This is a genomic window from Methylomonas sp. MS20 (assembly GCF_050275925.1).
GTDB classification, from domain to species: domain Bacteria; phylum Pseudomonadota; class Gammaproteobacteria; order Methylococcales; family Methylomonadaceae; genus Methylomonas; species Methylomonas koyamae_A.
Genome location: NZ_CP189962.1, coordinates 1,928,133 through 1,943,445 on the forward strand (window position 1 = coordinate 1,928,133; position 15,313 = coordinate 1,943,445).

The 15,313-nt window shown below is 54.5% G+C and carries 13 protein-coding genes; 8 read left to right on the plus strand and 5 right to left on the minus strand.

Features of this window, described 5'->3' with window-relative positions:
* The first annotated feature begins 64 nt into the window (after positions 1-64).
* Both ACQE3D_RS08330 and ACQE3D_RS08335 read left to right on the plus strand, forming a co-directional pair.
* On the plus strand, positions 65-964 hold the full coding sequence (locus ACQE3D_RS08330) for a MerR family transcriptional regulator (protein ID WP_064030838.1): 900 nt from the start codon (positions 65-67) through the stop codon (positions 962-964).
* Between the two features lie 186 nt (positions 965-1,150).
* A complete protein-coding gene (locus tag ACQE3D_RS08335; protein ID WP_064030837.1) occupies positions 1,151-1,609 on the plus strand; it encodes a GNAT family N-acetyltransferase in 459 nt (152 codons plus the stop codon).
* Positions 1,610-1,641: 32 nt separating this feature from the next.
* On the opposite strand, the gene ACQE3D_RS08340 is transcribed toward ACQE3D_RS08335, so the two are convergent.
* Complete coding sequence (locus ACQE3D_RS08340) at positions 1,642-1,788, minus strand: hypothetical protein (protein WP_427551590.1); 147 nt, start codon at positions 1,786-1,788, stop codon at positions 1,642-1,644.
* A 152-nt stretch (positions 1,789-1,940) separates the two neighbouring features.
* Between ACQE3D_RS08340 and mutL the strand changes: the two genes are divergently transcribed.
* From mutL to ACQE3D_RS08365, 5 genes are all read left to right on the plus strand, one after another.
* On the plus strand, positions 1,941-3,791 hold the full coding sequence (gene mutL, locus ACQE3D_RS08345) for a DNA mismatch repair endonuclease MutL (protein WP_427551592.1): 1,851 nt from the start codon (positions 1,941-1,943) through the stop codon (positions 3,789-3,791).
* Positions 3,791-4,726 (plus strand): tRNA (adenosine(37)-N6)-dimethylallyltransferase MiaA, encoded by a 936-nt coding sequence (miaA, locus tag ACQE3D_RS08350; protein WP_427551759.1) that lies wholly within the window; start codon positions 3,791-3,793, stop codon positions 4,724-4,726. The genes mutL and miaA overlap by 1 nt, the downstream gene beginning before the upstream one ends.
* The gene (locus ACQE3D_RS08355; RefSeq protein WP_427551594.1) at positions 4,719-5,315 is read left to right on the plus strand and encodes a 5-formyltetrahydrofolate cyclo-ligase; all 597 of its coding nucleotides are present in this window, start codon (positions 4,719-4,721) and stop codon (positions 5,313-5,315) included. Before miaA ends, ACQE3D_RS08355 begins: the two co-directional genes overlap by 8 nt.
* A 2-nt stretch (positions 5,316-5,317) precedes the next feature.
* On the plus strand, positions 5,318-6,472 hold the full coding sequence (locus ACQE3D_RS08360) for a carboxynorspermidine decarboxylase (RefSeq protein ID WP_427551761.1): 1,155 nt from the start codon (positions 5,318-5,320) through the stop codon (positions 6,470-6,472).
* Positions 6,473-6,691: 219 nt separating this feature from the next.
* Positions 6,692-8,722 (plus strand): reprolysin-like metallopeptidase, encoded by a 2,031-nt coding sequence (locus ACQE3D_RS08365; RefSeq protein WP_427551596.1) that lies wholly within the window; start codon positions 6,692-6,694, stop codon positions 8,720-8,722.
* A 105-nt stretch (positions 8,723-8,827) separates the two neighbouring features.
* Here the strand turns inward: ACQE3D_RS08365 and ACQE3D_RS08370 are convergent, their stop codons facing one another.
* From ACQE3D_RS08370 to htpG, 4 genes are all read right to left on the minus strand, one after another.
* On the minus strand, positions 8,828-9,637 hold the full coding sequence (locus ACQE3D_RS08370) for an arylamine N-acetyltransferase family protein (protein ID WP_427551597.1): 810 nt from the start codon (positions 9,635-9,637) through the stop codon (positions 8,828-8,830).
* A 106-nt stretch (positions 9,638-9,743) separates the two neighbouring features.
* The gene (locus ACQE3D_RS08375) at positions 9,744-10,226 is read right to left on the minus strand and encodes a metallophosphoesterase family protein (protein ID WP_426994193.1); all 483 of its coding nucleotides are present in this window, start codon (positions 10,224-10,226) and stop codon (positions 9,744-9,746) included.
* 262 nt (positions 10,227-10,488) lie between these two features.
* Complete coding sequence (locus ACQE3D_RS08380; protein ID WP_313728355.1) at positions 10,489-11,400, minus strand: restriction endonuclease; 912 nt, start codon at positions 11,398-11,400, stop codon at positions 10,489-10,491.
* 215 nt (positions 11,401-11,615) lie between these two features.
* A complete protein-coding gene (gene htpG, locus ACQE3D_RS08385) occupies positions 11,616-13,556 on the minus strand; it encodes a molecular chaperone HtpG (protein ID WP_427551600.1) in 1,941 nt (646 codons plus the stop codon).
* A 127-nt stretch (positions 13,557-13,683) separates the two neighbouring features.
* Between htpG and ACQE3D_RS08390 the strand changes: the two genes are divergently transcribed.
* Entirely contained in the window at positions 13,684-15,312 is a 1,629-nt protein-coding gene (locus ACQE3D_RS08390) for a tetratricopeptide repeat-containing response regulator (RefSeq protein ID WP_071159784.1), read from the plus strand.
* The last annotated feature ends 1 nt before the right edge of the window (position 15,313 follow it).

Below are 15,313 nucleotides of genomic sequence, written 5' to 3' on the forward strand. Positions count from 1 at the left end.
TTGGCAATAACGTTACTACCTTGTAGAATATTTGTCAAAGAAAATAATGTACAAAACGTGAACAATGTACTCAATCAAGGCCATTACCTCGTTGACCGGCTTGACCCCCGAGACCCTTAGGGCCTGGGAGAGACGCTATTCGTGTATCACGCCGTCCCGCACCGGTACCGGTCGGCGCTATTATTCCCAGCAAGACCTGGAAAAACTGACCTTGCTGGTCAATCTGACTCGCAACGGCCATCCGATCAGTAAGATCGCCGGCATGGATTGCCCGCAATTACGGGCGTTCCAGGAACAAGCTGCGCCGACGGTGGCCGAGCCGCGCACTTTGCCGCTGATCGAGCAAATCGTCGATGCATTAGCCGAGTATCGGATCGAGCGTTGCGAGCAACTGTTGAAACGGGCGCTGTTGGCAAGCGAGCCGTTGGACTACGCCAGAGACGTTTTGTTGCCGGCGTTGCATAAAGTCGGTTATTTGTGGGAGCAGGGCCGATTGAACATTGCCCAGGAACATATGTTTTCGAGTTGCGTGCAGCGTATCGTGCTGACGATGGTCAACAATTTGCACCGACCCTCGCCTAACAACCCGTCCATCATGTTCGCGACCCCGAGCGGCGAGCCGCATGAATTCGGAATCCTGTTGTGTTGCCTGGTGGCTTCGGCCCAGCAATACCAATGTTATTACCTCGGCGCCGATTTGCCGGCGGCCGATATTGTCGCCGCCGCCGCGCATTTACGTCCGGACGCGCTGGTCATGGGGCTGGTGAAGACGCCGCCGGAAACAGCGACGCTCTTGGAACTAAAACAGATACTCGGCGCCAGTCTCGACAGCAAGCTTTGGTTGGGCGGCAGCGGTGCGGATTACATCGCCTCACACGCCCTGGCGGATTTGTCCCGGTGCGAATTGATCGGCGACATCGATCATTTCGACGCCAAGATCAAACAGCAACGGGTGCTGAGTTAGCGGGGCGCCAGACAGAGAGGGCCGCCGAGGATCGGGCATGCACCGAATGGCGTCGAAGCGCGTTTCCGGGCGCGTTACCGGAACCGTTTCGGCCGCGAACCTCGCCGAGCCGATTTTGTTTTAAAATTGCCGCCTTCCGCGTCATCGAGCGCACTCGGGTATTTGTAAAAACGCCACAGACCAGCGATGCACATTATCGATTTAGCGGCCGAGCCCGAGCATCTGCCAACCTTGGCTGCTTGGCACCATCAGCAGTGGGCCGACTTAAACCCCGGCTTCGTTCTGAGTGAGCGGGTCGCTCGAATGCAGGCTTATCTAGGCGCGGACTTGGTGCCGAGTACTTTTGTCGGCAAGTGGCAGGGTAGGCTGGCTGGCTCCGCCGCTATCATCGAATCCGACATGGATACCCGGCCGGAACTGAGTCCGTGGTTGGCCAGCGTCTACGTGGCGCCGGAATTTCGCGATCGCGGCGTCGGTTCGGCACTAGTGCGCCATGCGATGGCGCAAGTCGAGGCGGCCGGCGTCGGCGCTTTATATTTGTTCACGCCGGATCGCGCGAGTTTTTACCGCCGTCTAGGTTGGCGGAGCGTGGCCGAGGAATTTTACCGAGGCCACGCCGTGACGGTGATGCGGGTGGATTTTTGAATTGATTTATGCTGACAAGTCTTTGATATTTTTTATGAAAAACGAAACAGCTTGAGCGTATCGGTCATCCAGCCGTAAGCCGCTGCCCGATCCGTCAGCGGAGACCAGATGGCTTCGTTGTTGGAAACGAAGCCTTGCACTTGAGCGTGCGTGTTGAGTGCTTGAGTATGTATAGTCACGATCATGTCTCCACATCCCAACTTTTGCAGCATCAGGCGCATCTCGCACTGGACATACATCCCCTCGTCTAGGCTTATGTGTCATTGGACAAGGCTCCAAATCCCCGTTCGAGTCGCTATCCGTTAAAATACGCGCTTTTTGGGCGCTTGCCATGCGGATACACGCTTTACCTCCTCAACTGGTCAACCAGATCGCCGCCGGCGAGGTCGTCGAGCGTCCGGCGTCGGTGGTTAAGGAATTGGTCGAGAACTGCTTCGACGCTGGCGCCAACCAAGTCACGATAGACATCGAGCAGGGCGGTATCCGCCAAATTCGGATTCGCGACAACGGCTGCGGCATCGTCAAGGACGATCTGGCGCTGGCGTTATCTCGCCACGCCACCAGCAAAATCGCATCCTTGGACGATCTGGAGCAGGTCGGGACCATGGGGTTTCGCGGCGAGGCCTTGCCCAGCATCAGTTCGGTGGCGCGGTTGACCTTGATTTCCCGCACCCCGGAGGCCGAATGCGCCTGGCTGGTCAGTGCGGACGGCACCGAAAAAAACTTCGATCCGCAACCCGATCCGCATCCAGCCGGGACCACAGTGGATGTCCGCGATTTGTTCTACAACACCCCGGCCCGCCGCAAATTTCTAAAAGCCGAGAAAACCGAGTTTGCTCATATCGAAAGCCTGATCCAAAAACTCGCCTTGGCCCGTTTCGATGTCGGTTTCGTGTTGAACCACAATCAGCGCGAGATTCTGCATCTGAAGCCGGCCACCAGCCTGACCGAGCAGGAAAAACGCATCGCCGCGATCTGCGGCTCGGCGTTTATCGAGCAGTCGGTGAAGATCGATTACGCCGCGTCCGGTCTGCAACTGCATGGCTGGGTCGGCTTGCCGACTTTCTCGCGCGGCCAGCAGGATCAACAGTTTTTTTACGTCAACGGCCGCTTGATCAAGGACAGGTTGGTCGCGCACGCGGTCAAGCAAGCCTATCAGGACGTCCTGTATCACGGTCGCCACCCGGTGTTCGTGTTGTATTTGACGCTGGACCCGGTACTGGTCGATGTGAATGCGCATCCGACCAAACTGGAGGTGAGGTTTCGTGAGGGCCGGACGGTACACGATTTTTTGTTCCAGGCTTTGCATCGCAGTCTGGCGGCTCAGCGACCCGGTAGCGAGGGGGGCATCGCGATAGACCATCAAAGCTTGCCTGCTGCCCAAGTGCAAGTTCCGAATCCGGCTGCCGCGCCAGCGCCGTTGCAAGCCTCTTTACCGTTGGACTTGTCCGAGCCGCCAGCGCGGACCGGACAGCCGGCGCCAAGCGCTTACCGGCCAACGGCGCGGCCGGCGGTTAACGTGCCGGAGCAAATCCTGGCCTACGCCAAACTCTATCCGACCGACGATACGCCGCCCGCCGCCGCGCCGGCCTCGGCGATGCCGCCGCTGGGTTTCGCGGTGGCGCATATCCACAATATCTACATTCTGGCCGAAACGGCCGATGGCATAATTCTGGTCGATGCGCATGCCGCCCACGAGCGAGTGACTTACGAGCGCTTGAAGCAGCATTACCATCAGTCCGCCATCGTCTCCCAGCCTTTGTTGCTGCCGATCAAATTGCAGGTGACGGCCGCCGAGGCCGATCTTGCCGAACGTGAGCATGCGTTTTTTCACGACTTGGGCTTCGAATTGACCCGCTCCGGGCCGGAAACCGTGGTGCTGCGCGCGACGCCGGCCCTGCTGGCGAAGAGCGATGTCGATCGGCTGGTGCGCGATTTGTTGGCCGATTTGCTCAACGACGGCTTCAGTCGCCAAGTCGAGGAGAAAATCAATGCTGTGTTGGCGACGATGGCTTGCCACGGTTCGGTCAGAGCCCGCCGCAAGCTCAGTATCGACGAAATGAATGCCTTGCTGCGCGACATGGAGCAAACCGAGCGTATTGGTCAATGCAATCACGGCAGACCGACTTGGGTACGCTTGAGCCACCAGGATCTGGACCGCTTTTTCATGCGCGGTCAATGATGGAGCAGCCGAGCAAAGCCAAGGTGGTCTTGTTGATGGGGCCGACCGCATCCGGCAAGTCGGCGTTGGCGGTGGCCATGGCGCAAGCGATGAACAGCGAAATCGTCAGCGTCGATTCGGCGCTGGTGTATCGCGGCATGGACATAGGTACCGCTAAACCGACGCCGGCCGAGCGCGGCGGCGTCCCGCATCATTTGATCGACATCCTCGATCCGCGCGATAGCTTTTCGACCGGCCAATTCCGCGATCGAGCCCTGGCCGCGATCGACGACATCCTGCAACGCGGCCGGTTGCCGATTCTGGTCGGCGGCACGATGCTGTATTTCAGCGCGTTAACCCAAGGTTTGGCTCGATTGCCGGCCGCCGATGCCGACCTGCGGCGCCGGCTGGACAGCGAGTTGGCTGAATTCGGCAAGGCGGCGATGCACGCCCGCCTAGCGCAAATCGATCCGCAAGCGGCGGCGCGCATCCACGCCAACGATCCGCAACGGGTACAGCGGGCGCTGGAGGTTTACCAACTCAGCGGCCGGCCGCTGAGCAGTTTTTTCGGTGCGGCCGGCGAGGTCGAAACGCCTTACCGCTACGTCAAATTGATCGTGGCGCCCGAACACCGAGCTACCTTGCACGACAAGATCGCACGGCGTTTCGACGCTATGCTGGCCGGCGGATTTATCGACGAAGTACGGGCGTTGCGCGCGCGCGGCGACCTGGATACGGCGATGCCGTCGGTGCGTTGCGTCGGTTATCGCCAGGCCTGGAGCTATCTGGACGGCGAATACGACTTCGCGACCTTTCGGGAGAAAGCCATCGTTGCCACCCGTCAACTTGCCAAGCGCCAATTCACTTGGCTGCGTAAGGAACAGGACGCGCTGCATTTGTTGAGCGAGGCACCGGATTTATTGGCGCAAGCGCTGGCGGCGGTTGAACATGACTAAAGCCGATCAGCGCCGGCAAGCGTATCGAGCCAGAGCGGCGCAAAGCGAGCCGGCTTTGCATAGCGCGGCAATCCAATGTCGCTTAATGAATCAGATCTGGTTTCAGACCGCCGTTACGGTGCTGTGGTATGTCGGTTGTCGTTCCGAAGTCCAGACCCATACGGCGATTAACGACACCTTGGCGCTGGAAAAATCGGTGGTCGTGCCTTATTGCACCGAGGACGTCGGCGGCGCGCGCTGCTTGGGTTTGTGGCGCTTAAACGATTTAACCGAGTTGCGGCCCGGTACCTGGCGGATTCCGGAACCGCCGGTAGAAAGACGCTACCAACCCGAGCGGCAAGTGGCGGTCACCGATCTGGACTTGGTGCTGGTGCCGGGCGTGGCTTTCGATAAGCGCGGCGGGCGTTTGGGCAACGGCGCCGGGTACTACGATCGCTTGTTGAGGCAGGTTCGAGCCGATTGTTTATTGGTCGGCATTTGCTACGAGTCTCAATTGGTATCCGACGTCGTGACCGAGCCGCACGATGTGTTTATGGATTATGTGATAACCGAAGCCGCGCTTTACCGTGGCAGGGGGAGAGAGGGGTGACGATGTTTAGAGCGTGTTTGGAGAGCGTCGAGACGACACCGGCGTTTGTGTTGGACATGGACAAAGTCGCCGAAAATTTGCGACCGTTGTTGGCCTTGCGGGATATGGCCGGTTGTCACGTGTTGTATTCGATCAAGGCCTTGCCCTTGGGCTTTTTAATGGAATCGTTGCGCGGGCGAATCGACGGTTTTTCGGTCAGTTCCTTGTTCGAGGCGCGATGGGCTTACGAAATTCTGGGCGGGTCCGGCACCGTGCATTTGACTTCACCAGGTCTACGCCCGGCCGAAATCGCCGAATTGCGCAAAATTTGCACCCATATCAGCTTCAACTCCTTGAGCCAGTATCAGCGCCTGGCCGATAACTCCTTGTATGCCTCGAAGGGATTGCGGATCAACCCGAAACTTTCGTTTATCGACGACCCGCGCTTCGACCCGTGTCGGCCGCATTCCAAGCTGGGCGTGGATGTCGCCGAGTTGAGCGGCGGCTTACCGCCGGGTGTTAAGGGTTTGCACTTTCATAATGTATTCGAGAGCGCGGATTTTACCCCGCTGATGAAAACCCTGGCCGTGATCCAGCCGTTGCTGATGAAGGCGCCAACCTTACACTGGCTGAATCTGGGCGGCGGCTATCGTTACCGCGACGCACCCGGCCAGTTGGTTCAGGTCTTGCGACGCTTGCGCGAAAGCTTTGGATTGTCGGTGTTTTTGGAGCCGGGCAAGGCCTTGGTCGGCGACGCCGGTTATTTGGTGACTACAGTGCTGGATCGCTTCGACAGCGACGGCAAAACCGTGCTGATCGTGGATACGTCGATCAACCATCATCCGGAAGTCTTCGAGTACCAACGCCAACCCCGATTGTTGGATAGCGATGAATACGGCTTGCATTCGGCGATAGTGGCCGGGTCTACCTGTTTGGCCGGTGACGTTTTCGGTACTTACCGTTTTCGGCGTGTGCCGGAGGTGGGCGAAAAATTGGTGTTCGCCGAGCTCGGCGCCTACAGTCTGATCAAGGCCAATCGTTTTAACGGCTATAACTTGCCGGATGTCTATTCATTGTCGGCCGGTAGCCTGCAAATTCGCCAGCAATATGCCTACGATGTCTATCGCGAACAATGGCATTCCGCCAATTGTGAGCCGTCTCTAAGACCCGCGGATTAATCGGCCGATTTTTCCGTGTATCCCGCTAAACCGGACCGGTTTCACAAATTCGGTTCGGTGAATTCCTACAATAACTTCGTGTTTCAAATAAAGGGAGTGTCCATCTTAAAAGATGATACTTATTGGTTGGGAGATTTCCGAATATAGCGGAAACTCTCGGATTCAGCAGAGTTGGCTCGGTTGGTGTGCCTGCTGATGATAATTTAAAAGGTGACCGAAATGAAAGCGACAGAATATAAAAAGATAAGAACACTTGCGACCGCGATTTTGGCCGTGGTGTCCGCCAATGCAATGGCCAGCCAAGCGCCATTGATTAAAGAATTGCCCCACAACGTTTATCACGTTATTCAAAACAAAACCTTACGGGACGCCGCCGATCAATTGGCCAACCGTACCGGTATAACCTTTAAAATCAATGCCGATCTCGAGAATGACGCCATTACGCATAAAATTGTTGGCGACGATTGGAATATGGGATTGCATCAATTACTCGCCGGCTATAATCACAGCATAATCGCCGAAAGTGGAATTATTAAAACCGTAGTCATTACCGGACGCAACGGTAGTGGTTTAAATAAATCCGCGGACAATTCACTGGGTGCCGAAATGATCGTAGTCGCACCGGATTATGCGAATAATCTTCCGGAGCGATATAAAAATTTTAAACCAGGCTCGGTCATGAATGTTAATTTGCCGATGGATCAATTAGCTGAGGTACCGATCGGAAAAACCTTTACGCTGGATTTACCGATAGGCCAATACAACGTAGTTCACGATAATGCCGTAGAGCATGCGGATGGCAGTTCAACCTGGATAGGTTATTTGGACGACGAAGGTAAAGGTTATCGCGTTTATCTCTCCCAAGGCGATGCCGGTGTAATCGGCAATGTTTTCACACCGGATGGCGCCTACAATATCGAAACGGTCGACGGTAAAACGGTCGTGGTTGATTTGGATAAATCCGGCTTGCAAACCGCCGGTTTCGAGGGCGATCAACAGGAAGCCATGGCCGACGAATCGGTGACGATGAACGATGCTGTTGGAAACTCCAGCAATTTGGACGCACTGAGGACTGCGGCCGAAACTGCCAGGGCAACGGCGAATGCCTTAACCGCCGAAGCCAACGCGTTGTATCAACAATATCTGGTTGCAAAGTCTCAAGCCGACGCCGGAGCGCAAACCGTCGCTTCGCTAAGCAACGCATTAAATGCCGCCAAAACCGCTTTGGCAAATGCGAAAACCGCGTTGAACAAGGACAAAAAAAATTCGGCTTTAAAAGCGGCGGTGAATTCGGCGCAAGCTAATGTCAACAACTTGACCGCTCAATTGAGTCAAGCTAATTCGACCAATAAAACGGCTCAATCCAATGCGACACAATTGAAGTCGTCTTACGATAAAAAATATGCGCTCGCGGTAGCGGCGGAAACCAAGGCGAAAACCGCCGAAGCCACGTATGCGGCGGCTAGCGTGCAAACGACGGCTAACGCTACGGTCAGTACCACGACAAGTTCCAGCAATGCGGTGGTCGATTTGATGGTGCTTTACACCACCGTCAACCAAACCGCAACGTACGCGAAACAACGGATTGCCTATTTGGTCGACGTATCCAACCAATCTTACAAAGATTCGGGAATTAATATGAGCTTGAGATTGGTACACGCGAGACCAACCACCTATGTGGAGAGTAATTCCAACTCGCAAGCCCTGTCCGATTTGGCGTACGACAAAGGCGCGTTTGCCGGCACTGCCGCGCTCCGTAACAAGTACGGCGCCGATTTGGTGATGCTATTTAGACCGCTCTACGCGAAAACCGCCGGCAGCTGCGGCACCACCTACGTCGGCTTTGCCAACGGCGGCGCGGCGAACGCCAAATTCGGTTTCGGAACCATTGGCGACGGCTACTCCAAAGACTCGATGACCAATTACTATTGCGGAGCCAATACCTTCACTCATGAAATCGGCCATACCTTAGGCAATGTCCACGATCGTACGTACAGCAGTTTCCAAGGTAAATTTTCATATTCCTATGCATGGGGTATCAGCGGCAAATTCGGTACCGTGATGAGCTACTACGGTCCGTCCGTGATGTTGTTCGCGACGCCAAATTTGAGCACGCAATGCGCCGGCAGCGCTTGCGGTTTCGCGGAAGGCGATACCAATTCGTCCGACCAAACCAGAACGACGAATTACACCGCGCCATTGGTCGCCAACTACCGCTCCACCACGACCACCGTACCGGTTATTCAATAAACGATTCGTCTCGGTCCAGGCCCCGTCGAGGACACTCGACGGGGCTTTTTGTTTTTCGGTTCGAGTTGAATATCGTCACGTCGGCTAATTATCGCTACGAGGCGGTTAGTGGCCTGCCAACGCTAAGCGGTTGGCGAGAAGGACCAATTGGTCATCGTCGATTTCGATGTCGAATTGCTCGTTTAGCAAGGCTTGTAAGTGCGAGGCGCCTTCCACCGCAGTACTGATTTGCTCGCCGCCGATGAATTGGGAAAACCGGGTATTGAACAACTGCACCCAACCTGCGCAGGTATTGCGGCAAACCAACAGATTTTGCGACAGTAGCGATTGGTCCCAAGTCGTACATACCAGATTGGCCGCTTCCAGGTCGCAACGTTGGACTCTGGACAGATCGAAACTGTACAACGCAAACCAGCCGTCGTCTTGTAGCCGCTCCAGCACGGTTTCTCCGGAATCCGCTTCCCGGCGCAAGCGGAAGCGGTTATGGTCCTGTATTTGTTCCTGTTCGGTGTTCAACCGCAGCGGCCGATAGTGGCTGGGACCGCCGAAGCCGACATCCACCAACCAGGGTTCGCCTTCGGCTTCGACGATAAACGCCAGATGTAGACGCGGTCCGCCTTCGCTACGACCCATCCGCACCCGCGCCAGGATGGGGCGATAGGCGAATCTCAGTTCATCCAGCGCGTGCCCGAACAGACTGTTCAATTCGAAGCAATAACCGCCGCGCCGTTTGGCGATAATTTTGTCCATCAATGCAACGGTTTCTAAATCCGGGAGTAGACCCAACAGCGGATTGATGTTTTCGAACGGAATCGCACTGAGCTGCGCCTGTTGTAGTTCGCTCAGGCCGGCGAGGGTGGTTTCCGGTTTAGCGATGCCGATGCGGTTAAGGTAAGCGTTGAAGTCAAAACTCATGGTCGTTGGTTTTATCGCGGTTAGTCGAGATGAATAGGTTAGCTTGCGGGAAATGTGGCGTGGCAGCGTGTTGTCGCTTATGCGGCAGTGCTTAAAACAAAGTGCTTCAAATCCGCAGTGCGATGATTTCGGCCTTTACGGTTGGGGCGTCGACGATCAATTCGGCGACGGTGACCGGCAATTTAAATCGGTGCGGACCGGCGCTGCCGGGGTTTACATACCACACGCCGTTCCGTTCCGAAATCGACGGCTGGTGCGAATGGCCGGATATGACGACGCGAATTCCAGCTGCCGCCGGATCGACGTCAAGTTCGGCCAGATCGTGAATCAGGTAGATCCCGACTTGTCCCAGCTCGACGCGCGCGCATATCGGTAACTCGTCGGCCCAGACGCCTTTATCGTTATTGCCGCGTACCGCCGTCACCGGTGCCAACTCGTTCAGCGTATGCAATACTTCCGGCTTGCCGACATCACCGGCATGCAAAATTCGCTCGCAGCCGCGCAGCGCGGCCAGCGCTTGCGGTCGCAGCAGGCCGTGGGTGTCGGAGATGATGCCAAGGCGGGTAGGGCGCGCGGGTACGTTAGTCATGGTTCATTATGGCGGCGTTCGGCACCAGGCGGAAATAACCGGGCTGAATTGCGCCGATACGCCACCATGACCATTCCCGAATCGATATGAGATCAGCCCAGTGTGGCCTCGATGGAGCGTCAGCGGAATCGAGGGTGACGACCTCCGGTTATCAAGCCCACGCCCGAAATTGGGGAAATCCGCCATCAGATCATCGCGGACATGTCGGCAAATTATAGGGAGTTGGCCTTCGAATCCTCGATTGCATTGAGGCTACTCGCTATTAAAACATTTGAAACGGAAAGTATATTTCTCCCTTTTCAGTTGCATGGCGTCGTTTTCGAAAAAGCATATCTTTTAAGCTTGTTCTATTTTCTAATATTGCCATTAAATCTGATCCATCCATAAGAATCATGGATTTAATTATAGGTGAGCTAACTTTGGTGCTATCCGGTGAAAATCCATTAATAGAAATGAACAATCCCAAGGCTGCTTTAAACTTTCCATCTATTTTTCCGCCAAAATCAAATAAATCACCTGCTTGTATTGGTTCTTTTTGCCACTTGGCTTCCAATAGATAGTCTTGGTTATCAAATGTAAATGCTCCATCAACTTGTTCGCCAACAATTTTAAATGATTTCTTTGGGTCTAAATCAAAGGCGAGAAAGAGCTCATTTAAGAATTTTTCAAACATATAGCCACGCTTTTGTGGATTACTTTCAACTGATAATGAAAAAAAGTCATTTCTAAGCTCGGCTATTTTTTGTTGGCTATTCAGCTTTTCCGAAACCATAGCGGTATAAGCGGTTTTTCGTTGCTCTGCGCGTTCTCTTTCTTCCTTTAAAGTGAAATACCCCTCAGCATGTGTTCTTAGCGCATTTACGGAATCAGCGGCTTTCTTTATCTTTGAATCTGAGTCATCCCATTGCTTTAAATGGGAAAAGTCATTCATATGCATTACAGCATCGAACAAACGAAGCAGATCATCGTTATATATGTCCAATCGTGAAGCCATGCGATCGACTATATGCGATACACTTTCGTGTTTATAATTATTATCCCAGTCGATTGTGGTAACAATAGCTTTGTTATCTAAAGTATGATAAACAAAACTTCTAAGATCTTTCTTTCTCCAATAAATGTGAGTTAAAGCTTCTTTGAGCGCCTGAATGGCATTAGGAGAAAACTTTTTCATTCATATATTCCGTTAAAAATAGAAAGAATTAATTTAATGATTCTGTATGTCGCCCCAAGCTAACGAATATGCTATGAAACTCTAACACAGTAACCACAAAAAAGGCCGGTTTCCCGGCCTTTTCAACTGATGGTTGGTTTGAACAACAAACCCTATCGAAAGCCAACGTGTTGGGTTACGGCTGGCGCCTTTTATGCCCTCCGGGTAAACCCAACCTACTTCAATAGGTTTTGCAACAAGCCATTCAACTTATGCACAAACGCCGCCGGGTCGTCCAATTGGCCGCCTTCGCTGAGGATGGCTTGGTCGAACAAAATATGGCTGATGTCGGCAAAGCGGGCGTCGTCCTGCTCGTTTTTCAAGGTCTGGACGATGGCGTGGTCCGGGTTGATTTCGAAGATCGGTTTGCTGTTGCCGCCCATGCCGAACATCCCGCCGGATTGGCCGGCTTCCTTCATGATCCGCTCCATGTGCAAACTCATGTCGTAGGCGCCGGTGACCAGGCAGGCCGGGGAGTCGGTCAGGCGGTGGCTGATCTTGACTTCGCTGACTTTGTCGTCCAGCACTTCCTGGATTTGCTTGACCACCGCTTCGAAGTCCTTGCTGACTTCTTCCTGGTGTTTTTTCTCTTCTTCGCTGTCGAATTTGTCCAGGTCCAGCTCACCCTTGGCAATCGATTGCATATGCTTGCCGTCGAATTCGGTCAGGCTGGATACCAGCCATTCGTCGATGCGGTCGGTCAGCAATAAGACTTCGATGCCTTTCTTGCGGAATACTTCCAGATGCGGGCTGCTTTTGGCGGCGGCGAAGCTGTCGGCGGTGATGTAGTAGATTTTTTCCTGGCCTTCCTTCATCCGGCTGACGTAGTCGGCCAGCGACACGTTTTGGGTTTTGTCGTTGGTGTGGGTGGACGAGAAGCGCAGCAGACCGGCGACGCGGTCCTTGTTTTTGTGGTCTTCGATCGGGCCTTCCTTGATGACGTTGCCGAACATTTCCCAGAAGTTTCGGTATTTTTCGGCGTCGTTTTCGGCCAGGTCTTCCAGCAGACCCAATACTTTTTTCACAGCGCCGGCTTTGATATTGCTGATTTGCTTGCTTTGTTGCAGGATTTCCCGCGACACGTTCAGCGGCAGGCTGTCGGCGTCGATCACGCCGCGAACGAAGCGCAGATAGCGCGGCATCAGTTGTTCCGGGTCGTCGGTGATGAAGACTTTCTTGATGTACAGTTTGACGCCGTGCTTGGCGTCGCGGTCCCACAAGTCGAAAGGCGCGCGGCCTGGCACGAACAACAGTAGGCTGTATTCGTTGGTGCCTTCGACCTTGCTGTGGACGTGGACCAGCGGGTCTTGGAAATCGTGGGCGACGTGTTTATAGAATTCGTTGTATTGTTCTTCGCTGATGTCGTCCTTGGACTTGGTCCACAAGGCCGATGCGCTGTTGACGGTGTCGTCCTCGACACGGGCCGGCGCGGTTTCGTTGCCGTCGTCGTCTTTCTCGGCCGGGACTTCCTTGCTCATGATGATGGGCAGGTTGATGTGATCCGAGTATTTTTTGATGATGGAGCGCAGTTTCCATTCGCTCAAGAATTCGTCTTCGCCGTCTTTCAGGTGCAGCACGATTTCGGTGCCGCGATCGGCTTTTTCGACCGAGGCGATGGTGTATTCGCCCAGGCCGTCGGATTCCCAGCGCACGCCTTGGTCGTGCGGCGCGCCGGCCTTGCGGGTGGTCAGCGTGACTTTGTCGGCGACGATGAACGAGGAATAAAAGCCGACGCCGAATTGGCCGATCAGTTCGCTGTCCTTGGCTTGGTCGCCGGTGAGTTTTTCGAAGAAGGCCTTGGTGCCGGACTTGGCGATCGTGCCGATATGGTCTTGGACTTCCTCGCGGGTCATGCCGATGCCGTTATCGGTGACGGTGATGGTCTTGGCTTTTTCGTCGAAATCGACGCGGATTTTCAATTCGGCGTCGCCTTCGTACAGGCCGTCGTTGCCCAGCGCCTCGAAGCGTAATTTGTCGGCGGCGTCGGAGCCGTTGGAGATCAGCTCGCGCAAAAAGATTTCCTTGTTGCTGTACAAGGAGTGAATCATCAAATGCAGCAGGTGTTTGACTTCGGTTTGGAAACCCAGGGTTTGTTTATTGGCTTCAACAGTGCTCATGTCTATACTCAATTAGGTTGTGAAACGGACTGGGGCGACTTGGGGATGCCGACGAATTTTTTCAAGACCCTAACGATAAAGTTTGACGGAGCGTGCGATTGAACCGTTTGTTGATGTTTAACCGGCAATGAAATTCAGTTTATTAGGTAAGGCGACCTTGCTCGTCGACGACAATCCGGTGATGCGTAAGGCGATCAGGGAGATGTTGTACGCGCTGGATGCCGATCAGGTCAGCGAGGCCGACAGCGGTCAGGCTGCGATCGTGGCAATGACTAAAACCCGTTTTGACGTCGTCTTGTGCGATTACAACCTGGGACCCGGCAAGAACGGCCAGCAGGTGTTGGAGGAGGCGCGCTTCCGCCGCTTGATCGACTATCGCTGCGTGTTCGTGATGATCAGCGCCGAACAATCCACCGCCGCGGTCTTGGGGGCGATGGAAGGCAAGCCCGACGAATACCTAACCAAGCCGTTCAACGCGCAGCAATTGATCAGCCGGCTAAGCCGCAATTTCGCCCGCAAGGATTTTTTGGCGCCGGTCGAGCGAGCCATCGACAAGGGCAATCTGCCGCTGGCGATACAGCAGTGCGACCACTTGCTGGCCCAGAACGATAAGAAGATGCATCTGAATTTGCTGAAATTGCGCGCCGAATTGGCGATTTCCGTCGGCGATTTCGACAAGGCCAGGGCGATTTATCAGGAAGTGCTACACCAGCGCGAGCTGTCCTGGGCCAGGATAGGCTTGGGCGTCATCGATTTTCAGAACAATAACATCGAACAGGCGATTGCCGGATTCCGTAGCTTGATGGCCGAAAATCCGATGCTGATGGAATGTTACGATTGGTTGGGCAAGGCCTACGAGGCGCTGGACCAGTACGGCGACGTCGAGAACGTGATGCATCAAGCCTTGGAGTTGTCGCCGCAATCGATACTGCGGCAGAAAAAATTGGCCGAAACCGCCGACAAAAACGGCAATCTGGAAACCGCCGAAAAAGCCTATAAAAACGTTGTTAAATTGGGGAAGCATTCGGTGCATCGTTCCAGCGCCGATTATGCCGGGTTGGCAAGGCTTTATGCGCGAAGCAATGCCGGTACTCAGGCCCTGCAAGTCCTGGAAGAAATGCGTAAGGAATACGCAAACCAGCCCGAGGCCGATTTGCGGGCTAGCGCGCTGGAAATCGAGGTGTTCAAGGCACTGGGTAACGAGGAGGCGGCGGACAAGGCATTGCAACGCACCGTCCAGCTGGCGGGCTTGCTTGGTAACAAGGCGCCCAGGGAATTGCAGTTGGAGGTGGTCAAGGCCTGTTTCCAGAACGACCAGCACGGCAAGGCCGAGGAAATTTTGTACGATTTGATCAAATACCACATCGACGACGACGCGTTTCTCAACGCCGTCCGTAAGATGCAGAGCGACATTGGCCTGCACAATCATTCGGAAATCCTGATTCAAAAAACCAAACAGGCGTTGATTGCCGCCAATAACCGCGGTGTGGCCTTGTACAAGCAGGGCAAGTTCAAGGAGGCCCTGGATTTGTTCGAGCAGGCCATCGTCAACTTGCCGGACAATAAAACCATCATCTTGAATATGCTGAAAATCATGATCCACGATCTGAAAGCCAACGATTTCGACGAGGAGAAAAATCGCCGCACCAAGGCCTTATTCAAGAAAGCCAAACAGGTCGGAGTGGACCCGCATAAATTGGGCATTTTGCAGATCGAGTACGCCAAGTTGCTGCACGCCCATTCGGAACGGATCTAAT

Excerpts from the sequence above, each read along its gene's own strand:
- ACQE3D_RS08330 (WP_064030838.1), top strand. The coding sequence starts at position 65 with ATGTACTCAATCAAGGCCATTACCTCGTTGACCGGCTTGACCCCCGAG.
- ACQE3D_RS08335 (WP_064030837.1), top strand. The coding sequence starts at position 1,151 with ATGCACATTATCGATTTAGCGGCCGAGCCCGAGCATCTGCCAACCTTG.
- mutL (WP_427551592.1), top strand. The coding sequence starts at position 1,941 with ATGCGGATACACGCTTTACCTCCTCAACTGGTCAACCAGATCGCCGCC.
- miaA (WP_427551759.1), top strand. The coding sequence starts at position 3,791 with ATGGAGCAGCCGAGCAAAGCCAAGGTGGTCTTGTTGATGGGGCCGACC.
- ACQE3D_RS08355 (WP_427551594.1), top strand. The coding sequence starts at position 4,719 with ATGACTAAAGCCGATCAGCGCCGGCAAGCGTATCGAGCCAGAGCGGCG.
- ACQE3D_RS08360 (WP_427551761.1), top strand. The coding sequence starts at position 5,318 with ATGTTTAGAGCGTGTTTGGAGAGCGTCGAGACGACACCGGCGTTTGTG.
- ACQE3D_RS08365 (WP_427551596.1), top strand. The coding sequence starts at position 6,692 with ATGAAAGCGACAGAATATAAAAAGATAAGAACACTTGCGACCGCGATT.
- ACQE3D_RS08370 (WP_427551597.1), bottom strand. The coding sequence starts at position 9,637 with ATGAGTTTTGACTTCAACGCTTACCTTAACCGCATCGGCATCGCTAAA.
- ACQE3D_RS08375 (WP_426994193.1), bottom strand. The coding sequence starts at position 10,226 with ATGACTAACGTACCCGCGCGCCCTACCCGCCTTGGCATCATCTCCGAC.
- ACQE3D_RS08380 (WP_313728355.1), bottom strand. The coding sequence starts at position 11,400 with ATGAAAAAGTTTTCTCCTAATGCCATTCAGGCGCTCAAAGAAGCTTTA.
- htpG (WP_427551600.1), bottom strand. The coding sequence starts at position 13,556 with ATGAGCACTGTTGAAGCCAATAAACAAACCCTGGGTTTCCAAACCGAA.
- ACQE3D_RS08390 (WP_071159784.1), top strand. The coding sequence starts at position 13,684 with ATGAAATTCAGTTTATTAGGTAAGGCGACCTTGCTCGTCGACGACAAT.